Source organism: Gammaproteobacteria bacterium (assembly GCA_016705365.1).
In the GTDB taxonomy this organism is placed as follows: Bacteria; Pseudomonadota; Gammaproteobacteria; order Pseudomonadales; family UBA5518; genus UBA5518.
The window spans coordinates 1-24,090 of record JADIYI010000007.1; the positions used below are offsets into that span (position 1 = coordinate 1).

Consider the following 24,090-nt stretch of genomic DNA (forward strand, 5'->3'; position numbering starts at 1 on the left):
GTGGCGCTGGTCCCACCGAGATCCACGCCCCAGAAAGAGCCGATCCGCCAACATCGCACAGCAGCGCTGCCGCGAGAACACCGCATAGGTCCATCGATGCACATCGGACTGAGAAGTTACCAGAAATTGCTGCTAATCACCGCTGAAAATTGCCCATGGAACATCACCGCGCAGCACCAACTTGCCAGTATCGACATCACCAGCGAGCAAGCATTCGACCCCGTGTTAGAACAGGTCCTTGTGAAACGCGGGCATCCTTTGCGCGCGTGGCGGTGTGGTGTACTGAAAGTGGAAATTCAAGACATCAGGCCGCCATCGGAGGCGGATATGCTCGCCATTGATATGATTGGCGTCTCCACAGAAAAAATGCTGCGGCACTGGCAATATCCGACGCGGGGGCAAAGTAACCAGTCGGGTAGCATGGCCTTGTTCAACAGGCGAGCATCGATATTGTCGGGCGCTTGACGCCACCCCACCATGGGAGTATCTATACCGCCCGGGCAGATGGCGTTGCAATTAAGCCGCTGCAGGCTGTACTCGTTGGCGATACACCGGGTCAGAGCCAATACAGCGCCTTTGAGGACGAATGCCGCAGTCCAAGCGTGTGCTCCCAACGCGGCCGAGGGAAGCCATATTGACAATAAATCCCTTGCTTTCAGCAGATGGGGATCGCCGCCTGGCACATCATGAACAAAGCCGTAGCAGTTGACCTGCATCACCCGCTCAAAATCCTTCATTTTGACTTCGTGGGTGTGATCAAGCGCAATATACCCGCGATATTGCACAGCGCGTTGAGCTTACCGTATTTTTCTACCACTTCAGCGACTGTCGCATTGACCGCAGCCTGGTCAGTGACATCACAGACCCTGGCACAGGCTTCCCCCCCGTTGGCGATGATGCCGTCAGCCACTTCCTGCACTGCTTCTGCTTTAAGGTCAACGCAGATGACCTTGCCACCCTCGCTGGCGATGCGTTCGGCCGATGCCCTGCCGATACCAGATGCGGCACCTGTAATCAAAACCACTTTGTCATCAAATCGTGCCATAACTACCTCTTTCTTGATTGTGCGGTGAGAACGGGAGAATCCTTCCTGGTGTTAACCGCGACATAAATCCGCGTGATTTCTGGTGATCGGACGCACGCCCGTATCGTCGCCGTATTGGCGTGATCAAAACGGATCGGCTTGTGGGTCGTTTGGATCGGGTGCGGGATGGCCCTGCGCGGGTACGCAGCTCATCCTGTCGGCGCGCAGGTTGTCGTAGTAACGATGAATCTGGGCAAAGTATCGCGACTCGAAAGTCGCGGTGAGGTGGTAAAGGAAGTCGAGAATCTCTGCGGCGCTCTCGTCGCTCAGGTGGCCGGGCAAATCAATGTGATGGTTTCGCTTGCGTGGTGGCATATGCCTCAGCGCTCCTTGCGCGCTGTGTCGGCTCGGGACTTGGCCTTTTGCGTGGCCCGCTCGGTGGCCTCTTTCAGGCGATAACTCTTGCCGGCGAGTTCGACGATCTCGGCGCGGTGCATCAGGCGGTCGACGAGGGTGACGACGCAGGCGGCGTGGGTGAAGACCTGGTTCCATTCCCCAAACGGTTTATTGGTCGTCAACACAACGGAGCGCTCGGCCTGGTAGCGCCGGGTGATGACCTCGAAGAGGAGGTCGGCGTAGCGGGTGTCGTAGGAGAGGTAGCCGATTTCGTCGATGGCGAGGACCGTGGGGTTGGTGTAGCGGCGCAGGCGCCGCGCGAGGCTGGTGGAGGAGTCCTGGGCGGCAAGGTCATGGAGCATGTCGGAGGCGAGCGTGAAGCGGGCGCTGTGGCCGTGCAACAGGGCCTGATGGGCGAGGTTTTTGGCGAGCATGGTTTTGCCGAGACCGTTGGGGCCGATCAGCACGATGTTGGTGGCATCGCGGAGGAAGTCGAGCGTGAGCAACTCCTCGATCAGGGGTCGGTTGCAGGTGGTAGGCCAGTGCCAGTCGAAGTCGGCGAGCGGTTTGAAGGTGCCGAGCCGGGCGTTGCCGAGGCGACGCGAGAGGGAGCGGCGCTGGCGTTCGGCTTCCTCGATGGCGAGCAGGCGTTCGAGCCAGGGTTCGGTGGCGAGGGTCTCGGCCTGTGCCCGCAGGCCGTAGAGGCCGAGGTGCTGCAGACGTGCGCGCAGGGCATCAAGTGTCATCGGTGCGGATGGCGTTGGCGTCGACGTGATCGCTGGCATCGGTTGGTTGCGCTGTGAGGGCCTCGTCTTCGGTGGTGTTGCTGGCATCGGTTGGCTCCGGCGTGAGGGGTTCGTTGTGGCTGGCATCGACGGGCTGCGGTGTGAGGTGTTCGTAATCGCTCAAGGGGTGGTTGCGCACGCTGAGTGCGCGCAGGCGCGGATCATCGGGCAGGTGCACCGCGAGGGGTGGCTCTTGCTGGCGGGCATGGGCGTGCTGATCGATGAAGTGACGCACGGCGCCGAGGTGCGCGCGGTCTTCGCGTAACGCGGCGGCGATGGCCGCTTCGAGGGCGTGACTGCCGTGGGAGTCGAGCAGCGCGAGGAGTCCGCGGGTGAGTGCACCGAGTTGCACGCCGTGGGTGGCGGCGCGCAGGAACAGCGCCTGCGTACTGGGCGCGGCATGCTGCAGCCGGTCCTGGGCACGGTGGGTGCGGGCGGCAGCCTTGTGAGCCACGAGGGCGGCGATATGCGCGGGGTCCTCGATCTGCTGGTCGCGGTCGAAACTGCGCCGGTGGCTGGCGATGACGGTTGCGCCGTCGAGGATACGCACGCCATCGAGCGTGGCGTAGACCGTGACCGTGCGCCGTACCAGCGTAGGGGGGACGGAGTAATCGTTGCGGTCGAAGCGCGCATACGGTGTTTTGCCGACGCTGACCTCGACCCGCTCCTCGGTGGGGAAGGGATTGGCGGGCAGCGCGATGAGGTAGGGCTGCTCGGCGGCGAAGACGCAGGCGATGCGCTGTGTCCGATCCTCGGGACACAACCGTGCGGCGGCCTCCCCCTGGCACCAGGCGAGCGCCTGGGCGTTGAGATCGTCGATGTCGCGGAACGTGCGTGCAGCAAAGAAGGCGTCGCGTACATACCGTATAGCCCGTTCGACTCGCCCCTTCTCATTCCCCCTTGCCACGGCTACAGGCTGGGGCTGGAAGCGGTAATGGGCGGCAAGGTCGAGCAGTGTGGGGTGGAAGCGGATCGCTGCATCACGGCGCTCCAGCACCGCTGATTTCAGGTTGTCGTAGAGCAGGGTTCTTCCAACGCCTTGAAAGTGCTCAAACGCTGCAACGTGACCGCGCAGGAAGTTGTCCATGGCGGCACCGAGGTAGAAGCGCAGGAACAGGTGACGCGAGTAGCTGAGGACCATCACGAAGGCCATCAACGGGCGCGTGGCACGCCCGACGGTGAGGCTGCCAAAGTGTGCCCAGTCGACTTGTGCCTGTTCGCCCGGGAGTGTGCGCAGGCGCAGATACGCCTCCGCTGCGGGTCGTGGCCGCAGCGGCGCGATCAGGGTGCGGAAGTGATCGATGGCCCCGGGGTAGCCGCGCTCGCGCACCATCGTAAAGAGTCGCGTGGCGCGTATCGTCGGGTACGCCGTGAGCGTCTCGAGGAGAAACACCCGGTACGGATCGATCAGTGACGCACGCCCCGCGTTCACCGCTACCGGCACACCGGCCTGGGCAAGCACCCGGCGCACCGTCTCGTGGTGCACGCGCAACTGGGTCGCGATGGTGCCGATCGGCCACTTCTCGGCGTAATGCAGGCGCTCGATCTCGGCTTCGAGTGCGCGCGGGATGGTCATGAGCGCAATTGCCCCGCCTCATAAGCGTGGGCGCAGGGCGTGCAGGCGCATAAACGGTGAGAGTGCACGGCCACAGAAGGTGCAGCGCGGCACGGGCGCTGCGTGGCGAGGGACAAATGACCGCTGTCGGGTGGCACTGCTGGCATAGGCGAGGGCTCGGAGTGGCGTGCTGGAATGCGCCGCCACTGTGCCGGCATCGCCATCGCCGAGGGAACCCTGATGCGTCACTCTTTGTTCTGCATGGCGCGTGCGCGCACGCCATCGGCGCTGCCGGGCCGCATGCTGGATCGCGCCATGACGGCTTGCCTGGTAACGCGCGGCGGCGCGCTTGCGCGAGTCATGCCGCCGCATCGCGGCGCAGTCCCCGGCGCAGTAAATCTGACCCCGATCACAGCGGCGGCAGATATGCACCTGCTCGCCACACCGGGCGCACACATACAAGCGATGCGATTCGGCGGGCTCCGCCATGCACGGTGTTTCCAGACGGGAACTGGACAACGCCATGCAAAACGCGCATAAAGGCACGGCGACCATGCCCTTGCGGTGATCGCATGAAGAAGGCCCGGGGTTCTGTCAGGAATTTGTCCGGGCCTTCGCTTTTTGGGCATCCCGGTCAGCATAGCGCAGCTGTCGCACTCGACTCATGAGGGCGCCGGCGTTCAGCACAATCGCAGTCGATACCGGGACGTGGCCGATCCGATCGGATCGCGCCTCCAGAACCCATCACACGCACAGCTACCGCCCCGCGATGCCGGCAACCGGCTCATGCATCAGCTGTGGCGAAATCCCAAAGAATCACGCGGTTCTAGGTCGCGGTTAACACTACTGACCTATATCGGCGCATTGGCACTCAAGATGGAATGTTTTCAGGCAGTTCGCGCCGCGGGTGTGGTGGCTGCGTTAGTAGGAGCCGGTATTCTGGCGGCAGAAAAACTTTCCACGCCCGATGCCGATAGCTTCTGGGTTATTTTTGTTCTTGTCGGTCCGGTCCTGCTGGCCATCGGTAACCTCTATCGTACGCTGCGCTGGCCCAAAGGCGTATCTGCCGATGCGTTGGCCCCGGGGATACTGGTTGCCGCCGCAATGATGTTGCTGGGTGCCGGATTCTTGCCTGGTTTCTCGCTCGCGGTACCGATGGACCAAAGCCTGTCATTCATTCTGATCGCCGTACAGGCCCTGGTCTTTGCGGGGATGTTTTTGCTGCTGCTGTTGCTGCAGAAAGCTGGTGGACCGGTTTTTCTGAGTCTGTTGGGATCTGTCGGCGCCCTTGTCGGTGTACCAGTCGCAATATTTCTGCAGGGTGAAACGCCGCCAGAAGGGCTCTTTCTCGGGGCTACCCTGATTGCCGTTGGCGTTACCATGCTTACGATTGGCAATGCTACGCGTGAACAGTCCAATACTCCCAGAGCGGCCTGGTAGCGGCAATGCAATCAAGTTGCCGAAGCCTCAAATTCATCTCTGCTGCAGAGCTCCTCTTCTTCTGAAGAGTGATTAGCCATGAACTTGAGGTGGTTTGATCAACGACTCAGCAGGAATACCCAAGCCTTCGTGAAGCTTCCAGATCATCTTCAAAGTCAGCGAGCGTTTATGATTAAGAATCTCGTAAACGCGATTACTTTTGCCGATCATCGGCTCCAAGTCTTTTACGGTCAAGCTCTTGCGTTCCATTTCGAACTTGATTGCCTCAACAGGATCAGGCAAATCCATCGGGAAATTTTTGGCCTCATAAGCCTCGATAAGTGTGACCATGACATCCAGCTTTTCACCTTCCGGGGTGTCTGGCCCAGCCATCATCAGGCTTTCAATTTCATTTAATGCCGCACGGTAGTCAGCATCAGTTTTAATCGGTTTGATGTCCATGATTAATCCTCCGGTAGTTAAATGGTTTGCACATCAATCTTGTCGTATTGCACATGGGTGCCAATAAAGCGGATATATACAACCCTGTAGGCGTAATTGATCCACACGACAAGTCGATACTTGTTCCCCGCAATATTGAACACCGCTCGGCCGTCTTTAAGGATGCTGGCATTCCTGAAGGCCTGCTTTACCTCGGCAGGTGACCTCCAGTCCGCATGCAAGGCATGACGGTACCAGGCCAATGTTGGCTCTTTGGCATCCTGATATTCCGGGTTCTCTTCCCAGAAGGCTTTCAGTGTCGATAGTGCGATGATTCTCATGTTACCGACATGCTAGTCCCAAAATGGGACTTTTACAATTGGCTTTTTTGGTCGCTCGCACATATTGCTAACGTAATCAACCTGTATCTCCTCTTGGTATAGCGTTCGAATGAGGCATCCAGTGCTTATGGGTTTGTGGAAAAATAGAACTTTTCGAAGGAATCTCTAAGTATGGTATTTTTCATGGTATCGCCGTTTATCAGGAAAATAAGCCATTGAATATAAAAGATAAAAATGGCTTGTTTACAATCGAGTGGGAGTGACCGGAATGAGTAACACATTGAAATATAAAAATAAAATAAGCTCAATTGATAATACAATCCGCGTTATCAATGTTTTTTAGAAACTTCTCGACAGGAAGGGAGTTGAATCCGGCTGCACAACGCAGTGGGTGAGGGCATGACGAAATCCTCGAAACAGAAATGGGTCTTTCCCGCACGCTTCCGTGCTGGAGCCTATAGCTGGAAATCCTCCAGGTTAGCTTGCCAACGACGTCGCGAAGCTGTTTCCGAAATCAAAAAGGTTGCGAAGCAGGAGCCTGTTCTCGCCGCAGAAGGCGCGGTTCGCCTGATAGAAAAGCTTTGGCCTGCCTTGGAGCATGTGGACAGTTCCAGCGGTGCCTTGGGTTCCGCAGTGAACAAAACACTTTATGACCTGATTCCCTTAATCATCAATGCGCCGGCTGAGGCCAAAACGCGCGACAAATGGCTCGAACGGGTATGGCAGGCCATGGAAGATGATGGCGTCGATTACCTTGGCCCGGTGGGTGACCGCTGGGGCGAGCTATGTGGATCGTTGGAAACAGCCAATCAGTGGGCAGAGGAATTGATGCCAACGCTGAAGTCGTGCTGGACTGACCCGAATCCGGGTAACTATTTTCATGGCGCATCGGCCTGTCTGTCCTGTCTGTTGGTGGCCAGACGTCACCAGGATCTGCTTGACCTGCTGGCGCTGGACCGCAAACCCTTCTGGCATTATCGCCGCTTCGGTGTTGAAGCAATGCTGGCGATGGGCAAGAAGTCGGAAGCCCTGAAATACGCCGAGGCATCGAGAGGGCTCAACCAACCTGATTCGGCGATTGACCAAGTCTGCGAAGAAATCCTGATTTCCTCCGGCCTGCAGGACGAGGCTTATCGGCGCTATGGGTTAAGCGCGGCCCAGGGCAATTCGTATCTCGCGCGGTATCGTGCTGTGGCGAATCGCTATCCGATGATGGAGCCGGCAGAAATGCTTGCTGATCTAATCAAGACCACGCCGGGAGAAGAGGGCAAGTGGTTTGCAACCGCGAAGAAACTCGAGTTGTTTGATCTGGCACTGGAACTCGCCAACCAGAGTCCCTGTGATCCGAAAACGCTGACCAGGGCGGCCAGGGATTATCTTGACTCGGCACCGGCATTTGCTCTCGGTACCGCCATGGCGGCGCTGCGTTGGTTGAGTGAAGGGTGGGGTTACGAGGTGACCAGCATCGATGTGGTGGCCGCGTATTACCTGGCGATGGACGCTGCCACCCGATTGAATAAGGCTGACGAAGTCAGCGAGCAGATGCGGCTGCTCGTCGAGGTGAACGACAATGCCGGAAGACAGAACGCGGCCAGACAGTTTGTTCGCCAGGCTCTGCAGGGGCGAATGCGAGACCATGGGGACGACAATTCCCCCGTGGGCGAAAATGGATGACTATTTGGGCGTTGATAAAGGTAACATATATGCTACCATCTGGATCACATGATCGAGATTAGGGAATACCTTGATGCCGAGGGAAGCAGTCCATATGCCAAATGGTTCAATCGTCTGAATGTCGCCGCGGCGGTCAAGGTGGCGACAGCCGTCCATCGGATGGAGCAGGGAAATTTCTCTAACGTGAAAGGTGTGGGTGCCGGCGTCTATGAGTACCGCATCGATTTTGGTCCGGGGTACCGGATTTACTTCGGCAAGGAGGGCGACCGGTTGGTGTTATTGCTCGCGGGCGGCACCAAGAAACGCCAGGACGCGGATATTTCGGCTGCAAAAGGGCATTGGCGCGACTACAAACGCCGATAACGGCAAGAGGTGTAACGATGGCTCTGACAAAAGATTTTAAGGACACCATTCAGGCACGCGCTCAACGGGATCCTGCGTTCCGTAAGGCTCTGCTGCAGGAAGGAGCCGAATGCCTGCTCGCCGGTGACGTCGATACGGGCAAGGCAGTGCTGCGCGACTATATCAACGCGACGATGGGGTTCGAGGAGCTCTCCCAAGTCTTCGACAAATCGAGCAAGAGCCTCATGCGCATGTTTGGGCCGAAAGGGAATCCTCAGGCGAGTAACCTGTTTGCTGTGATCCACTACCTGCAGGAGCAGGAGGGTATACACCTCGAAGTCAAAGCACGGAGGGTGGCCTAGGGATTTGTAAGGCAGCGGCCAATTGGCCAATATTCAAAGTATTTTTAAGCATTTTCTGAGCATGGTATTTTTCATGGTATTGCGAATTAGAGGGAAAATAAGCCATTGAATATAAAAGATAAAAACGGCTTGTTTACAATCGAGTGGGAGTGACCGGTATTTTTAATGCATTGATTTTTATGACTGAAAGTGCATTGGATGATCTGAGCAAAATAGACGCGGATAGGGAATGATGGCTGAATCATGCAGTCATAACAATCTGCGCGGAGTGGATTTCATGCCAAGGCAGAACAGTGACAGCGGAACGTGTCTGTCGGTTGTCGCCGCCATAAACCAGCCATGCTTGTCCGGCGGTGTTACCGGCCAGTTTTCGCCAGAATTCCAGCCCCTTGAAGTAATCCTTATTGATGGTTTGTCCAGATTTGATTTCCATCGGTGACAGATGGGTGCCATGGTCAATCAGTAGGTCTACCTCGTGTCCCGGACGATCACGCCAGAAGTAAAGGTTCGAGGTTTCACCCGCGTTATAACGGGCTTTCAGCAATTCACTGATAACCCAGGTTTCGAATAAGGCACCCCGTTGAACGTAGGTAGACAGTTGTTCGTGGTTTTGGATGCCGAGCAACCAGGTTGCAAGACCGGTATCCAAAAAATAGAGTTTGGGTGTTTTGACTAGACGCTTATTGAAATTCTGATGATGTGGCGGCAACAGATGCACGATGTAACTTGCTTCCAGCACGGATATCCAGGCCTTGGCCGTGTTATGCGTAATCCCGCAGTCGTTGGCCAGCGAGGAAAGATTGAGGAGTTGTCCGGTCCTGCCTGCGCACAATTTCAGGAAGCGTTGAAAGGTTCCCAAATCCTGGACGTTGATTAATTGCCGGACATCTCGTTCCAGGTAAGTGCGCACATAGTTTCCATGCCAGGGGTGTGGTTCAAGTCCGCGGTCGAAGATTGGGGGGTAGGCGCCATCAAAGAGAATCTTATCGAGGTTCTGGTCAACTTTTTCTGCGCGCTGTAACTCGTCGTAAGTCATGGGTAGCAGCGTCAGTAATGCAGCTCTGCCTGCGAGACTCTGTGTGATCCCTGACAACAGGCCAAATTGCTGGGAACCCGTCAGGATAAATTCACCGGGTTGTTGTTTCTCATCGACGCGGGTCTGAATATAGGAAAACAGGGAAGGACAACGTTGCGCCTCATCCAGGATGGCACCCTCGTTGAATTGGTTCAAAAAGCCACGGGGGTCCGTTTCCGCAAATTCCCTCTGGTCGAGATCTTCAAGCGATACATAACGATGCTCGGGGAAAGCATGTCGAACCAGGGTGGACTTTCCAGACTGGCGTGGACCCGTGATGACAAGCACTGGATAGCCACTGGCGAAGTGTTTAAGTCTGGATTCCGCGTTTCGGGAGATATAGGTCACGATTGGTTTCTGTTGGCTTTCCATGACTACATTATGGAATTATTCGGCTAATTGTCAATGTAATTCTCAATTAGCTGATTTATGGGTGTTGATTAAACCCTGCCTTCCAAAGAGGTAGGTACCAATAAACATATGCTCGTTAGTTCTAATTGATCAATAAATTCTGAGCATGGTGTTTTTCATGGTATTAGGCTGCAGGCCAAAAATATCTTCATGAATATAAAGAAGAAAACCCGCTTATTTATAATCGAGTGGGAATGACCGGAATTGGCAACACATAGGCAGTTACACAGATTTAGTTACAGTCCCGAGTAAGTGGAGGCTCGCACTGGAGCAGTATATCTTCCACATCGACGATAGTTATTGCCACCACTCTTCCCGATACGCAGAATAAGTCCGATGTAATGGCTTGCGTTCTCTTCATATTAAATCAAGTCATCTACAGTGACTTCCAGGACGTTGGCAATAGCCCTGTAGGCATCAACCCGTCCTTCACGCTTGCCGGTCTCAATCTGCGCGATATACGCCTGTGACAGGCCTGCAGCATCAGCCAAAGTAGCCTGTGACAAGCCACGGTACTCACGCCAAACTTTCACTGCGTTCACATTGGCCAGCAATAAATCAACGATATCAGACGGCACCAGTTCATCCTCGCCTGCCGCCAGTGTGGCTTCGGCCTTATCAAAAGCGGCTACATCGTCCAGCATTTCAGCCTTTTCGATTAATGCCCGGTAGTCGGCAATTGGCACCACCGCATACTCGGGCACGCCATTGTTCTCAATGATCTGTGTACTCATTTGTAGATACCTCCACGTGGGCCAACATCTAACACAAGAACCGTTACCTGTTCGCCTTCAATCTTGTAAATACCACGATACCCGCCAATCCGCAGACGATAACCTTCCCGGCCTGCCAGTTTTTTAACATTCCAATGGCCACGGCTATCCGCTATTTCCTGAAATGCAGTACGAAACTGGTCAGCAACGTTTGCGGGCAGTTTCCGAATGCCTTTAATTGCTTTCCTGCTGTACTGCACTGTGCTCATGTGTAAAATATAGCATTATGCTATATTTATTCAAGTAAAAATATTGCTTATTGCTAATCGAGTGGGAGTGACCGGCACTGACGGGCAATGTCAGGCACCGCCTGGTAACAACAGACTCCAGGGCCACGAAACCCGGCGTAATTGCCGGGCTTTTTCGTTTATGCAGGGGTGATCCTGTTTTCGACCTTATGTTGGCGGGCATTCACAGGCGGTGGCAAATAATGTTTGCCTTTGCTGTGACCATCACGGCCAGTGCCTTCAAAAAATGTCTGTGACTTCGGATCGGGCAGGTCCAGGGAGTTGTAGTTACAGTGTCTCCAGAGATGCCATGGGCACAAACAGCTTCATGGGGTTGGCGGTCAACGGCAAGAAGAAGTCGAACGATTGGTAGAAGGCCAGTGCGTCGTTGTCGAGCACATCGAGGACGACGCCCATGGCGGGCAAGCCCTTCGGGTTGCTCGCTATCTGATAGGCATGCCTTAGCGCATGCGCCAGCGTTTTTGCTCCCAGGCCTTGCCGATGCAACCGTTGGTCGATGCCGAGTCGCGCCAGTAAAATGATGGGAACGGGATAGCGCGGCAGGCGATACGGGTCTGGCAGTTCTTCGCGCACCAAAGTCTGATGGGCCAGCGTGTAGTACGCGGCTACCTGAGGCTTCGCTGAACTGTCCCCGGTGGTACTGTCTTCGGTGGTAAAGGGGAGTACAAAGGTTCGGTTCAGGTTCAGTGCCATGTTCTTCGCCGCATAGCGGCGAAGATACACGTTGATGGACTCCTTGCCGCAATCAAATGTTTTGACATTGATCGCGCGTGGATCCAGTGGCAAAAACTCAACGGTCGGCATTCAGCACGAAGCCCTCTTGGTCAAGTGCTTGTGCTGCCTTACGAAGCCTGGCTGTTGGCGCAGGCGGATTGTCACAGGCCTCGCAAAAAGCGTCGAACTGCGCATTGGTCAGTTGAATACTGCTGTAGGCTTCCAATACTTCAGGCGCATGTTGCTTCACCAGCTGAGTGACATAGGCCTTGATACTGGTTAAGCCCGACGCACGTGCCGCGCGCTCTGCCAGTGCATAGGTTTCTTCATCCCACTGCATTTCATAACGTACAGGTTTGGGCATAATCATCTCCGAAAATTCTCTACGGAATAAATCCGTAACGAGGGAAAGTATTGCGGAGTGTTTCCGTAAAAGCAAGGAGAGCGTTCAGGAGTCCGTCCGTGGCGCTCATTGACTGTAACAGTACAGTATGAGAGTCTGCCGATGCTGTATTCTTACAGTGTATGGAAAATGATAGACACCAACTTCGAGCAATTATCGCAGCCGTACTCGATAGAATCGGGTTCCCTGCTGCCGGTGATCTTCAACATTTTCTCGCTTTGGCGTCTTACCGGGCAGCAGCAGATGACGCTGCTGGGGTTGAGCAATGAAAAGACGCTCTACAACTGGAAAAACCAGCCGGGAAAAGCAAAGCTGACCCGGGACTGTCTGGAACGGGCCAGCTATATCCTGGGTATCTACCGGGCGTTACAGATTCTCTTTCCGGATGAGGCGCAAAACGATCGGTGGATTCATGCAGCCAATGACAATCCGCTGTTCGATGGCTCGGCGCCAGTGGACAAAATGTTGGGTGGTTTGGTCGTCGACCTGGCGGTTGTTCGAGAGCATCTCGATAGTCAACTGTCATGAGCACCGCCCACAGTGCCAGCAGCTTTTCGCCCTCGGACTGTTGCTTTTGGTTGTGTGACAGGGCGGTGTGCCTGCCAAACTGCTGGGATCCCGTCAGGATAAATTCGCCGGGTTGCTGTCGTTCATCGACGCGTGTCTGCAGATAGGAAAACAGGGCAGGCAGGACAGCGTTGCGCCTCTCCAGGATGGCCTCCTCGGTAAACTGGTTCAAAACCCCCCGTGGGTCTGTTTCGGCAAATTCCCTCTGGTCGAGATCCTCAAGCGAAACATAGCGGTGTTCGGGACACGCACCCATGGTCATCTGTAACGCCATCGGCGCGAGCAAGTGCCATTCCACCATCACCGTGACTGCGAATGCGCGGCTGGCGGAAACATCATTTTTAGCGACAAGTCATCCGTCATACGGCGGATGCGGTATTCAGGAATCTCTGTCTTAATAGCCCCGACGTTTGTCCGCCAGACTTTGCGGTGCCTTGTGACTCTACACTAACAGAGGAGCTCGAAAATGAGCGAAACACTGAAGATGAATACAGCACTAATATTGCTGAACAAGCGATATTGGCTGGCACATTTCCTGATTGTCGCCGCGATTTGTATCGCCGGGCTGATTTATCTTGGCGGCGCCACCTATATGGGAAGTCCGCCGCGGGTCGACTTCGTGTCGCCCAGCGGTGAGACAGTGATATCCCAGGACCAAATCATACTTGGACAGAAAGTGTTTCACCTCAGGGGCCTGATGACTTACGGCTCTTTTTGGGGTGACGGTGCGGAACGAGGGCCGGATTTCACGGCCGACGCCTTGCACCGGACTGTTGTCGGCATGAGAAATTTCTATGAAAACGAGTTGAAGGAACGTGAGGGTCCTGAAGCTCTGACGCAGTACCACAGGGATGCGATCGCTGCCAGGGTAATACGGGAGATCCACACCAACACCTGGGACGAGGACGCCGGGAACATTCGGCTCAACGACGCTCAGATCAACGCATTCCGGGAATTGAACGATCATTACACTCGGATGTTTACCGATTCCAAATATTCAGAAGCATTCGATCCGGCTGGATTCATCTCGGACCCGGACGACATTCGGAACCTGACATCATTCTTCTTCTGGGGAGGGTGGGTTTCCGGTGCCAATCGGCCGGGCGAAACCTACAGCTATACGCATAACTGGCCCGGTGACGTGGCGGCCGGCAACACGCCGACCCAAGCAACTTTTTTCTGGAGCGTACTTTCGATTTTCGCACTGTTTCTGGGTATCGGAGCAGTCCTGTACGTATACGGCCAGATGAAAACGGCGCCTGTCGATGTGTTCGATAGCGACGACGAAGGCGGGAGCCAGACCTATCTCACTACCTACGATCTCGAGAACGAATACGTTCGTCCCACCCAGCGGTCCACCTACAAATTTTTTGTTCTGGCCATCGTGGTGTTCGGTGTTCAGATACTGGGAGGCGTCATTGCCGCAACCGACTTCGTCCGTCCTTTCGGTGTTTCTCTGAACGAACTCATCCCTTTCAGTGTTGCTCGGAGCTACCATACCCTGCTGCAGATATTCTGGTTCTTCATGTGCTGGGTCGGTTACACGTTATTTTTCCTGCCCAGGATATCGAAAGTACCGAAAGGCCAGAAGTTCCTGATCAACGTGCTGTTTGCGCTGTGCATGATTACCGGTGTAGGCGCCCTGGTGGGCATCTATCTCGGACAGACGGGGATGATCACGGGCGATATGGCGTACTGGTTCGGAAGCCAGGGCTGGGAGTTCATGGAACTCGGGCGATTCTTCCAGATGACCCTGCTGGCCGCGTTCAGCCTGTGGATATTCATAATCTACCGTGGCGTGAAGCCGTGGCTGACAAGAAAGAATATCTGGTCGGTTCCCTCGTGGCTTCTTTACGGCAGCGGAATAATGGTCATGTTCCTGTTCTTCGGCCTGCTGGTGCAGCCGGAGATGAACTTCGCCATTTCGGACTACTGGCGCTGGATGGTCGTTCATATGTGGGTTGAGGTTACTTTCGAAGTATTCACAACCGTCATCATCGGCTACATGCTCGTCCAGATGGGTCTGATCACGCGACTGATGGCGGAACGCGTTATCTTTCTCGCCGTGATGCTCTTCCTGATCACCGCAACAATCGGCATTTCCCACAACTTCTACTGGATTGCCAAACCGACCGGGATCATCGCGCTTGGTAGCGTGTTCTCGACCCTCCAGGTTCTGCCGCTGCTCTTGCTTACCCTTGATGCATGGCAGATGCGGCAGGAGGGCAACAGGGCCGAAGAGTACCGTATCCAGGGAAAGCAGACCTTTGTCATGGAGGGTGTCTGGCTGTTCATACTTGGTGTCAATTTCTGGAATATTTTTGGCGCGGGAGTATTGGGCTCGCTGATCAACCTGCCGATCGTCAATTATTATGAACATGCAACCTACCTGACCGGCAACCATGCTCACGCCGCCATGTTCGGGGTAAAAGGCAATATTGCACTGGGTGGAATGCTGTTCTGCTGCCAGCATTTGTTCCACAAGTCTGCCTGGAATCCCAAACTGATCAAGACGGCGTTCTGGTCGCTCAACATCGGGTTGGCGATGATGATGTTCCTCGATCTGTTTCCGGTCGGACTGTATCAGACCTGGGTCGCCTTCACCGAGGGAACCTGGTACGCACGATCTGCGGAGATCGTAACAGGGCCCGTGTTCGCAACCTTGACTTACATGCGTTCGATTGGCGGGGCCGTGTTCATCTTCGGCGGTGTAATACCTCTTGTCTGGTTCATCGTGTCGAGAGCTACCTCGATTCGCCGTAAGGAGGAGGACGTCGAGGAAGGCGAATGGACAGTCTACGCACGTGAGTGGGCTGCCCAGAAGGACCCATCATTGGGCGGATAATAAGCACGCAAAAGAGGCTGCTCCTGACCCTGATCATTCCATGAATGGTCAGGGTCAGGGCGTTGAGGGGAATGAGTGAGGAAGTGTTCGGAGTGATCTTTTCAGAAGAGGAGAGGAGATGAGCAATGAATAGTTTTGGCTATCGATGCACGCCCCGGCGCTCCGCATTATGGTTCATCGTGGTCGGTGCATTGACGCTATGCCCGATGATGACCATAGCTAAAACCATAATTCCGGAGAATCCGCCAGCATCGGAAAGTCACCATATAGGTCAGGTCAGCCTGACGGTGACGGGTGCTTTTGCCGGCATCAGCACCGAGTATTTCGAGCAAACCGTCACCGATGCCATTGCTGCCAGTGGGCTTCTTTCCAGTACCGACGACAGCAACAGCACACAGTATCAGCTGGAAATTCGCATCATCAAAGTCAGTGCGCCATCATTCAGCGCAAGGATGGAAGTCAGCATGAATGCGGTCTGGGAGCTTCATGGTGGCGCCGGGAATACGCTGTTACTGCACAAGAATGTTCAATCGACCTATACCGGTGGAGCATTCGAGGGCGGGCTGATTGGCGCCAACCGCGTTCGTGCCGCGACAGAAGGTGCCGCGAGGGAGAATGTCCGTATTGGCCTCGAAGAGTTGGCCTCCCTGAATCTCGAACAAGGACAGGTGTCACAGGTGTTAACGAAAAATTGACCCCAAAAAGGGGACCAAAAAGGGGACAGATTTATTTTTCCAGGACCAAAAACAAAAAGCGACCAAAAAGGGGACAGATTTATTTTTTCGAGCGGCCCGACCCAAGTCGGTTGCTGCTTCGCGCACTGGACTGGCGGCCCTCCGGGCGACCCTCGGTTTCGGTCGGTCCCGATCCTGCTGCGCAGTCTCCCTCCCTCCCTCCCTCCCTCCCTCCCTCCCTCGGCGCTGGTCCTTTATGTTCGCTACGCAGTAGCCGTCTTGCGTTTTGCGTCTTGCGTTGGGCGTGGTGCGATAAATAAATCTGTTCTTTTTTAAGAAATTGTTGCAATGTAGAAAATGCGGGCAGTATAATGCCGGCGTCATGTGTTGAGCGGGGAGTTGCGGTGCACTTCAGGATTCGCAAGAACGTGGTGCAGTTCATCCGCACCACCTACGATCCGGAGCTGAAGCGTCCGAAGGCTGCGGTGGTCGGGCGTATTCCATTGGGAAATCCGATTATTTCCAAGGAGTTGCACGCTGAACTCACGGAAGAGGAATATGTTCAGGCCTGCGCCTGGATCGAGCACGAGCAGCGTACCACCGGGCTCCGCGAGGAGCTTGCCGCACGGACCTTGGCCGAGACTCTCGCGGCCGCCAATCGCTGGTTCCAGCGCCAGGATAATCTTTCGGAACTGGACTGGATTACGGGCAGTATACTTCCCGAGCTGCAGTTGCTGCGAAAGACCATCAAGCGCGTGATCGACTGACGCGATTCACCTTGCCGAACGACACCCGATGAAAACGCATGACAGCCACTACCTGGCAAACCCGAAGCACCAGCACCCCACAAAAAGCCCAGAACGCGAGACCAACTCCCGGCCTCTCTTTCTTCCTCTTCCCCCCGAACCCGGCACGAGCCGAGTGACGCAAGGTGGTTGCTGCGTAGCGAACATAAAGGACCAGCGCCGAGCGAGGACCGGAGACTGCGCAGCAGGCTCCGGGCGGAGAGAGGGCAGCCCGGAGGGCCGCCAGTCCAGTGAGCGGAGCAGCAAGTGCCTTGCGTCGGGCCCGAAAAAAAATAAATCTGTCCCCTTTTTGCCTTTTTGATGCAAAAAATAACCCCTTTTTGATTGTATTTACCAACATTGGAGCATATGAAATGAAGATGAACGAATTTGTGCAGCAACTGCGCACCGAGAACGAAAAACTGATCGGCAACATGCCGGAAAAGCGCACCGCGCGGCTCGTGCGCGCGATCGTGAGCCAGATCGGAGCGCAGATCGACCAGACCGATGAAGGCGTCGTACAGATCCCGGGGCTGGGACGCTTCACCGTGAAGCAGGTCACCCCCGAGGGTAAAAGCACGGCGGAGAAGCGCATGTTCTTCCGCCGAATCAAACCCGCCAAGGCACCAGCCGGAGAATAAAGCGGTAGCCGCCCCGGGGGAGTGCGCAAGCGCACGGCCCCGGGCATGACAGGCTGCGCCGGACTCCCAAGGTCCGGTAACATGGGGCGCGGCGCTCGAGTGGCGCCGTGTTTTCCCTTGTTCATCACGGAAACCTCGTGCCGCCCAGACTGTATCTCCATATCGGAATCAACAAGACCGGAACCAGCGCCATCCAGCGTTACCTGAGCAGCCATCGCGCCGAGCTCGTGCGCGAAAGCGTGCTGTACCCGGTCACCGGACGGGCCGGCGAAGCGCATTACGGCCTCAGCCGCGCACTCGGCTTTGCCCACGGCAAGCCGCCGGTGAATGCGCCGGAACTCGAAGCCCTGCGCGGCGCGCTGCTCGAGGAGGTGCGGGCCAGCGATGCACAGAGCGTGATCCTCAGCTCCGAGGATTTCGTGCTGCGTGGCGACATCGCGCGCGTGCGCGAATTCCTTTCCGCCTTCGACTGCCGCATCGTCGTGTACCTGCGCCGCCACGATCACTGGTGGCTGTCGTCGTATAACCAGGCGGTGAAGATGGTCGCGAACCCGCCCTGGGAACCGGGCATCAACGCCTACCTGCAGTTCTGCCGCAAGCGCAAGAGCGCGCGCGCCAGCCATCGTGAACTGCTCGAGCGCTGGGCCGAGGTGTTCGGCGTGCCCGCGATTTGCGTGCGCCCCTACGAAGCGGCCCAGAACGAGGGCGGCGTGGTCGCCGATTTCCTGCGCACCACCGGCCTCGCGGAACTTGCCGCGGGCGCGGCGGGCAGCAGCGAACGGGTCAACGAATCGCTGGCCGGCGACGTGGTGCATATCCTTGACCTGGTGCAGCGCGCGCGGATCTCGCCGCGCATGCGCGAGACACTGAAGATAAAGCTGCTGGCCGAGCGCGTAGCGGCGCCCGCCGCCGCGGTGGACCTGATGCGCCCGCGGCTGCGCCGGCGCCTGATCGAGGAAAACCGCCCCGATTACGAATACATCGCGCGCACCTTTCTCGGGCGCGAGGACGGCGTGCTGTTCCGCGAGCCCGAGCCGCGTGGCGATGAGGCCTGGGAAGCGCCGCCGCTGCCCGACAAGGTCGCGGTGATCGGGCGCATCCTCAACCTGCTCGACGACGCCGGCTGAGCGGCGCGCCGCGATGAGCCGCCCGAACAGCATATCCGTGGTGCTGCATGTCGGCATGCCCAAGTGCGGCAGCAGCGCGCTGCAACTGGCGCTGTCGGGCTCGCCGGAACTGCGCGACCGCGACGCTCGCGCGCTGCGCTACGTGGCCCTGCTAGGCAATGGAAAGCTGTTGCAGGGCAGCGCGTTGCGCGACCGCGCGGCGAATCTTTCCAGCGGCTACGTGGCCTCGGTGCGCGTTGCGCATCTGGGCGGCTTCGCCGGCGTGCGGCGCCGGGGCGTCGCGGGGCAATTGCGCGAGGCGGCCAGCGGCGGTGCGCGCCTGCTGCTCTCGAACGAGGCCTGGGGGCACGAGCACGCGGAATTCCGCGACACGCGCATCCTCGAACAGCTCGGCGTCGATGCCGAGGTGGTGATCTACGTGCGTCCGCAGGTGGCGTGGTGCAACTCGGCGTGGTGGCAGTGGGGGGCGTGGAAAGACGTGCCACCGCAACGCTGGGTACGCAACCAGCAGCAACGCGTGGGCTGGGCGGATGTGGTCAATGGCTGGCAGCAGGTGCCGGGTGTGTCGAAAGTGCATGTGCGCCTGCTGCCGCCCGATATCGTGGCGGATTTCTGCGCCCTGCTGGGCGCCGCCGCGCCGCGCCACCGCCGCGGTCAACCCGAGCCTGCCCGAGACCGTGTTGCGCGTGTTCCAGCGCCACCGCTGGCTGCGCGCCACGCCCGACGATTCGGCGATCGAGTTCGCGATCGGGCGCCATCTGCATTTCGAGGGTGCCGGCACGCCGTGGGTGCTGGATGCAGACACCTGCGCGCGCATCGTGCACGAAAGCCATGGCAGCAATCTCGAACTGCTCGAACTGCTCGATGACGAAAGCCGCGCGCGGATGCGCGATGACCCGGCGTGGTGGTCCGCGCAGTTCTACGCCGGTCGCGGCGTGCAGGGCTGGAAGCCGCCGCCCGCGAATGCCGCGCAATCCGACCAGCTCGCGGCCGCGGCGCTCGATGCGCTGTTTCGCGTCGACACACAACTGCTCAAGGCGCAGGCCCGCATCCGCAAGCTCGAGGCCGCTCCGCAAACGCATCCGTGGATCATGAGCATGCGCAGCCTGCTCGCCGGCATGCTCGAATCCATCGCCGGTGGCGCGGGGCTGTTCCGCCCGCGCGCGGCGCGCACCGAACACGCCGGCGAGTGGCTGGTGCTGTCACCGGGTCTGATTCCCACCACCGATATCTACCTGCGCACGCGCCTCGGCGAGCAAGCCCGCTATATCGATACCCGGGCCACGCGGGCCGCCGCTTGCGTGCTGCCCGATGGCGCGTGCGTGATCATCGTGCGCCATGCGCCGCGCAGCTGGCTGCGTTGGCTCGAACAGCACCGCGCCCGGCTCGCGCGCGTGGTCTACCTGCTCGATGACGATATTCCGCAGGCGATGCGCGCCGGCGAATTGCCGCTCTACTATGCCTGGCGCACCGCGTGGCGTTATGCATTGGCGCGGCGCGCGCTGGAGCGGGTGTGTTCCGAGGTGTGGGTCTCGACCGACGAGTTGAGGCGGCGCTATCCCGAGGCCGCGGCGCGCGTCTGCGAACCGCTGTACCTGCCGTGCGCCAACCGCGCCGCACCCGAGCGCATCTATTTCTATCACGGCAGCCGGGCGCATCGCGACGAGATCGCCTGGCTGGTGCCGGTGGTGCGTGAGCTGCAGGCCGCGCAAAGCGACTGGCACTTCGAGATCTTCGGTGACGCACGGGTGCGGCGCCTGTTCGCGGGCATCCCGCGGGTGCGGGTGCGCCCCCCGATGCGCTGGCCCGAATACCTCGCGCATGCCGCCGGTGCGCATTACCTGGTCGGGCTCGCGCCGTGTTTCGATACGCCGTTCAACCGCGCGCGCTCGCATGCCAAGCTGTTCGATATCACGCGCCTCGGCGCCGCCGGGGTCTACTCCGCACTGGCGCCCTATGCCGGGAAGATCGAGCCCGGTGCAACCGGCGTGCTGTGCGCGAACAAGCCCGGCGAGTGGGTCGAGGCGGTGCTCGCGCTGATGCGTGACGAAACCACGCGCCACGCAATTCACCAACGCGCGCTCGCCTGGTGCGAACACGAGGCCCGCGCGAAACGGGAGCTGCCGTGAGCCGGCGCCGCATCGGGGTGCTGTCACGCGGTATCCGCCGCATCCCGGTGCTGGCGCAGTTTCTCGATGCCGAGGTCGTGTTCTGTTCGGGGCTGTTCGCGCCGCGCAATCTCGCTGCGATCGCGGGTTGGGGCCGGCGCCCCGGCACCGCGCGCGCGCGCCGTTACGCCGCGCGCCACGGCCTGCCGTTCATCGCGCTCGAAGACGGTTTTTTGCGCTCGCTCGGTCTTGGCAGCGAGGATCCGCCGCTGTCGCTGGTGATCGATGACGAGGGCATCTACTACGACGCGAGCGGCCCCTCGCGGCTCGAGCGGCTGGTGACCAAAGCGCTCGATGCCGAACAACTGGCGCGCAGCGAAGCGCTGATCGCGGCCTGGCGCCGCGAGCGGGTCTCGAAATACAACGCGCTGCGCGATCACGCGGGCGAGCTGCCGGCGCGTTTCGTGCTGGTCGCGGACCAGACCCGCGGCGATGCCTCGGTCGCGTACGGGCTCGCCGATCAGGCAAGTTTCGAGCGCATGCTGCAGGCCGCGCTCGCTGAGAACCCCGGCTGCACGGTGCTGCTCAAGACCCACCCCGATGTATTCGCCGGCAAGGCGCGGGGGCATATCGATCTGCAGCGCGCCGCGGCCCGGCCACGCGTGCGCGTGCTGGCCGAGAACGTGCACCCGGCGGCGCTGCTGGAACGCGCCGAGGCGGTATACGTGGTGAGCTCGCAGCTCGGTTTCGAGGCGCTGCTGTGGGGGCGCCGGCTGCGGGTGTTCGGGATGCCGTTCTATGCCGGCTGGGGTCTGAGCCATGACGAGCTGCCGGCCCCGGAACGGCGCACCGCGGCCACGCTGGCGCAGCTCGCGCATGCGGCGCTGGTGGATTACCCGCGCTATCTCGATCCCGATCGCGGCACGGTCTGCGGCCCCGAAGTCGTGCTCGCGCATCTCGGTCTGCAGCGGCGCATGCACGCGCGTTTTCCGCCCGTGGTCCATGCGCTCGGTTTCTCGCCCTGGAAAAAACCGCTGCTGCGGCGTTATTTCGCCGGCTCGAATCTACGTTTCGTGCGCAGCCCGCATGCCGTGCCTCGAGGCGCCACGCTGGCGGTGTGGGGCCGGCAGCAGGTTGTGGTGGCGGCGGATACCGAACGGGTGCATCTCGAGGACGGCTTCCTGCGCTCGGTGGGTCTGGGTGCCGACCTGGTCCGCCCGCTGAGCTGGGTGATGGACCGGCGCGGGATCTATTTCGATGCCCGTAGTCCCTCCGATCTCGAGCACTTGCTGGAGCACCATGAATTCGATGCGCCGCTGCTGGAGCGCGCCGCGCAACTGCGCCGCGGCATCGTCGCGGCGGGCCTCACCAAGTACAACGTCGGCGCCAGAACATGGCAGCGTCCGCCCGGCGTCGCGCGGGTGGTGCTGGTGGTGGGGCAGGTCGAGAGCGATGCGGCGATCGCGCTCGCGACCCCGGGCATCGCGAGCAATATCGAGCTGTTGCGGGCCGCGCGCGCGGCGAACCCCGAGGCCTGGATCCTCTACAAGCCGCACCCCGATGTGGTGGCGGGGCTGCGCCGCGCGGGCCACGGCGAACACGAGGCCGCGGCTTGCTGCGACGAGATCGTGCTCGATTGCCCGATGGGCGAGCTGCTGGAGGCGGTGGACGAGGTGCAGGTCCTGACGTCGCTGGCCGGTTTCGAGGCCCTGCTGCGGGGCAAGCGGGTGGTGTGTCACGGGCTGCCGTTCTATGCCGGCTGGGGTCTTACCGAGGATCGCCACGCGCTGGCGCGGCGTACCCGGCGCCGCGGTCTCGATGAGCTGGTCGCCGCCACCCTGCTGCTGTATCCGGCCTATCTCGGCTGGCGCACGCGGCGCTTCACCGACCCCGGGAATGCCCTGCTCGACCTCGCCGAATGGCAGGCCCGCGAACGCCATGGCCGGCCCCGGTGGCGCGCGCTGTTGCGCCCGCTGCTGGTGCTGCTGAGCCGCACAAGGTGAATACGCACGCGAATGGGGGGTGCCGCTACCCCTCCCGATAAAGGTACACTTCCCGCCTTCGCGGATACTGCTTCAACGTACCTCGAGGATCTGCATGATAGCCACCGGCCTGGAAGCCTTTCGCGGCAAGCGTGTTCTGCTGCTGCAATCCCCGGTCGGCCCCTTCTTCCACCGCCTCGCGCGCGATCTGCGCTGGGTCGGGGCCCAGGTCTGCAAGATCAACTTCAACGGCGGTGACCTGCTGTTCTATCCCTTCGACGGGCTGAATTTCCGCGGCACCCTCGACGAGTGGCCCGATTTTCTCGGGCGCGTGATCACCGAGCGCAACATCGACGTGGTGCTGATGTTCGGCGACTGCCGCCCGGTCCACCGCGTGGCGCGCCAGGTCGCGAATTTCCGCGGTCTCGAGATCGGCGTGTTCGAGGAAGGCTATATCCGCCCCCACTACGTGACGCTCGAGCGCTACGGCGTGAACGGGCATTCGCAGCTGCCGCGCTCGCCGCTGTTCTACCTCAACCGCGAGGTCAAGGAACCCGGGCCGGCACGGCGCATCGAGGGTGCGTTCTGGAGTGCCGCGCTGTGGGCGATCCTCTACTACGTGGCCAGCCTGGTGCTGCAGCCGTGGTTTCGCGGCTACCGTCATCACCGGCGCCTGTCATTGCTCGAGGCCGTGCCGTGGTTTCGCGGTTTCTGCCGCAAGAGCCTTTATGCCTGGCGCGAGCGCCGCGTGCAGCAGCAGCTCGCCGGGCCGCTCGCGGGCCAGTATTTCCTGGTGCCGCTGCAGGTCCACAACGATGCCCAGATCCAGATCCACTCGGGTTTTGACACGGTCGAGAAATTCATCCATTACGTGGTGCGATCGTTCGCCGCGCAGGCACCGGCCGAAACGCACCTGGTCATCAAGCACCACCCGATGGATCGCGGCTACCACGATTACGGCAAGCTGATCCGCTATCTCGAGCGGGTCCACCAGCTGAAGGGGCGGCTGCACTATATCCATGACCAGCACCTGCCCACGCTGCTGCAGCATGCGCGTGGCGTGGTGGTGGTCAACAGCACGGTGGGGCTCTCGGCGCTCTATCACAATGCCCCGCTGAAGGCCTGCGGCGCCGCGATCTACGATATGCCGGGGCTGACCTTCTCCGGCTCGCTGAAGGATTTCTGGCACGAGGCGCAGTCGCTCGAGGTCAACCGCGAGCTGTTCCGGCGTTTTCGCAGCTACCTGATCGAGCACACCCAGCTGAACGGCAGCTTCTACAAGCGGCTGAACCTGCCAGGCTCGCACGCGGGCCTGGTATGGTCGCGCTCACCGGTGCCGCCCGCCGCCCCGGTAGTGGTCGCGGACGCACCCTTGCCGGTTGCGAGCCAGCACGCCTG

General features: G+C 59.2%; 23 protein-coding genes and 2 pseudogenes. 13 read left to right on the forward strand and 12 right to left on the reverse strand.

What is annotated here, in order from left to right:
- Window positions 1-296 precede the first annotated feature (296 nt).
- The 5 genes and pseudogenes from IPF49_07220 to IPF49_07240 all read right to left on the reverse strand — a co-directional run bounded on the left by IPF49_07220 (window position 297) and on the right by IPF49_07240 (window position 3,781).
- Entirely contained in the window at window positions 297-737 is a 441-nt protein-coding gene (locus tag IPF49_07220) for an SDR family oxidoreductase (protein ID MBK6287413.1), read from the reverse strand.
- Entirely contained in the window at window positions 734-1,045 is a 312-nt protein-coding gene (locus IPF49_07225) for an SDR family NAD(P)-dependent oxidoreductase (GenBank protein MBK6287414.1), read from the reverse strand. Before IPF49_07225 ends, IPF49_07220 begins: the two co-directional genes overlap by 4 nt.
- Window positions 1,046-1,168: 123 nt before the next feature.
- Window positions 1,169-1,399, reverse strand: a complete 231-nt coding sequence (locus IPF49_07230; GenBank protein MBK6287415.1) for a hypothetical protein — start codon at window positions 1,397-1,399, stop codon at window positions 1,169-1,171.
- A gap of 5 nt (window positions 1,400-1,404) precedes the next feature.
- A complete protein-coding gene (locus IPF49_07235; protein MBK6287416.1) occupies window positions 1,405-2,166 on the reverse strand; it encodes an ATP-binding protein in 762 nt (253 codons plus the stop codon).
- 142 nt (window positions 2,167-2,308) lie between these two features.
- Window positions 2,309-3,781, reverse strand: a pseudogene (locus IPF49_07240) (IS21 family transposase).
- Window positions 3,782-4,603: 822 nt separating this feature from the next.
- Here IPF49_07240 and IPF49_07245 point away from each other — a divergent pair.
- A pseudogene (locus IPF49_07245) lies at window positions 4,604-5,200 on the forward strand (EamA/RhaT family transporter).
- Window positions 5,201-5,272: 72 nt separating this feature from the next.
- Here IPF49_07245 and IPF49_07250 read toward each other — a convergent pair.
- A complete protein-coding gene (locus IPF49_07250) occupies window positions 5,273-5,641 on the reverse strand; it encodes a transcriptional regulator (GenBank protein MBK6287417.1) in 369 nt (122 codons plus the stop codon).
- A 17-nt stretch (window positions 5,642-5,658) separates the two neighbouring features.
- Window positions 5,659-5,961 (reverse strand): type II toxin-antitoxin system HigB family toxin, encoded by a 303-nt coding sequence (locus tag IPF49_07255; protein ID MBK6287418.1) that lies wholly within the window; start codon window positions 5,959-5,961, stop codon window positions 5,659-5,661.
- Between the two features lie 399 nt (window positions 5,962-6,360).
- Between IPF49_07255 and IPF49_07260 the strand changes: the two genes are divergently transcribed.
- Genes IPF49_07260 through IPF49_07270 form a run of 3 tightly spaced genes read left to right on the forward strand, consistent with a single transcriptional unit; the run spans window position 6,361 to window position 8,339 of the window.
- Window positions 6,361-7,635: a hypothetical protein gene (locus tag IPF49_07260; GenBank protein MBK6287419.1), complete on the forward strand. Its 1,275-nt coding sequence runs from the start codon at window positions 6,361-6,363 to the stop codon at window positions 7,633-7,635.
- Window positions 7,636-7,686: 51 nt separating this feature from the next.
- Entirely contained in the window at window positions 7,687-7,998 is a 312-nt protein-coding gene (locus tag IPF49_07265) for a type II toxin-antitoxin system RelE/ParE family toxin (protein ID MBK6287420.1), read from the forward strand.
- Between the two features lie 17 nt (window positions 7,999-8,015).
- Window positions 8,016-8,339, forward strand: a complete 324-nt coding sequence (locus IPF49_07270; GenBank protein MBK6287421.1) for a transcriptional regulator — start codon at window positions 8,016-8,018, stop codon at window positions 8,337-8,339.
- A gap of 241 nt (window positions 8,340-8,580) precedes the next feature.
- Here the strand turns inward: IPF49_07270 and IPF49_07275 are convergent, their stop codons facing one another.
- The 5 genes from IPF49_07275 to IPF49_07295 form a co-directional block, all read right to left on the reverse strand.
- The gene (locus IPF49_07275) at window positions 8,581-9,786 is read right to left on the reverse strand and encodes an ATP-binding protein (protein ID MBK6287422.1); all 1,206 of its coding nucleotides are present in this window, start codon (window positions 9,784-9,786) and stop codon (window positions 8,581-8,583) included.
- Window positions 9,787-10,187: 401 nt separating this feature from the next.
- Window positions 10,188-10,559: a helix-turn-helix transcriptional regulator gene (locus tag IPF49_07280; protein ID MBK6287423.1), complete on the reverse strand. Its 372-nt coding sequence runs from the start codon at window positions 10,557-10,559 to the stop codon at window positions 10,188-10,190.
- Window positions 10,556-10,807 carry a type II toxin-antitoxin system RelE/ParE family toxin gene (locus tag IPF49_07285; GenBank protein MBK6287424.1) on the reverse strand — a complete coding sequence of 84 codons (252 nt, stop codon included), beginning with the start codon at window positions 10,805-10,807 and terminating at the stop codon, window positions 10,556-10,558. The genes IPF49_07280 and IPF49_07285 overlap by 4 nt, the downstream gene beginning before the upstream one ends.
- A 306-nt stretch (window positions 10,808-11,113) precedes the next feature.
- The gene (locus IPF49_07290; protein MBK6287425.1) at window positions 11,114-11,650 is read right to left on the reverse strand and encodes a GNAT family N-acetyltransferase; all 537 of its coding nucleotides are present in this window, start codon (window positions 11,648-11,650) and stop codon (window positions 11,114-11,116) included.
- Complete coding sequence (locus tag IPF49_07295; GenBank protein MBK6287426.1) at window positions 11,637-11,900, reverse strand: DUF1778 domain-containing protein; 264 nt, start codon at window positions 11,898-11,900, stop codon at window positions 11,637-11,639. The genes IPF49_07290 and IPF49_07295 overlap by 14 nt, the downstream gene beginning before the upstream one ends.
- A 192-nt stretch (window positions 11,901-12,092) precedes the next feature.
- On the opposite strand from IPF49_07295, the gene IPF49_07300 reads away from it, so the two are divergent.
- The 9 genes from IPF49_07300 to IPF49_07340 all read left to right on the forward strand — a co-directional run.
- The gene (locus tag IPF49_07300) at window positions 12,093-12,491 is read left to right on the forward strand and encodes a DUF2384 domain-containing protein (GenBank protein MBK6287427.1); all 399 of its coding nucleotides are present in this window, start codon (window positions 12,093-12,095) and stop codon (window positions 12,489-12,491) included.
- Window positions 12,492-12,996: 505 nt separating this feature from the next.
- Window positions 12,997-15,375 carry a cbb3-type cytochrome c oxidase subunit I gene (locus tag IPF49_07305; GenBank protein ID MBK6287428.1) on the forward strand — a complete coding sequence of 793 codons (2,379 nt, stop codon included), beginning with the start codon at window positions 12,997-12,999 and terminating at the stop codon, window positions 15,373-15,375.
- 125 nt (window positions 15,376-15,500) lie between these two features.
- Window positions 15,501-16,070, forward strand: coding sequence for a hypothetical protein (locus IPF49_07310; protein ID MBK6287429.1), 570 nt, complete (start codon window positions 15,501-15,503; stop codon window positions 16,068-16,070).
- A 383-nt stretch (window positions 16,071-16,453) separates the two neighbouring features.
- Complete coding sequence (locus tag IPF49_07315; GenBank protein MBK6287430.1) at window positions 16,454-16,816, forward strand: hypothetical protein; 363 nt, start codon at window positions 16,454-16,456, stop codon at window positions 16,814-16,816.
- A 269-nt stretch (window positions 16,817-17,085) separates the two neighbouring features.
- Complete coding sequence (locus IPF49_07320; protein MBK6287431.1) at window positions 17,086-17,475, forward strand: HU family DNA-binding protein; 390 nt, start codon at window positions 17,086-17,088, stop codon at window positions 17,473-17,475.
- A 137-nt stretch (window positions 17,476-17,612) separates the two neighbouring features.
- On the forward strand, window positions 17,613-18,602 hold the full coding sequence (locus tag IPF49_07325) for a hypothetical protein (protein MBK6287432.1): 990 nt from the start codon (window positions 17,613-17,615) through the stop codon (window positions 18,600-18,602).
- A gap of 677 nt (window positions 18,603-19,279) precedes the next feature.
- Window positions 19,280-20,731 (forward strand): hypothetical protein, encoded by a 1,452-nt coding sequence (locus tag IPF49_07330; protein MBK6287433.1) that lies wholly within the window; start codon window positions 19,280-19,282, stop codon window positions 20,729-20,731.
- Window positions 20,728-22,713: a capsular polysaccharide biosynthesis protein gene (locus tag IPF49_07335; GenBank protein ID MBK6287434.1), complete on the forward strand. Its 1,986-nt coding sequence runs from the start codon at window positions 20,728-20,730 to the stop codon at window positions 22,711-22,713. The genes IPF49_07330 and IPF49_07335 overlap by 4 nt, the downstream gene beginning before the upstream one ends.
- A 94-nt stretch (window positions 22,714-22,807) precedes the next feature.
- Window positions 22,808-24,090, forward strand: a 1,283-nt coding sequence (locus IPF49_07340; protein ID MBK6287435.1) for a capsular biosynthesis protein, incomplete at its 3' end; no start/stop codon positions are given.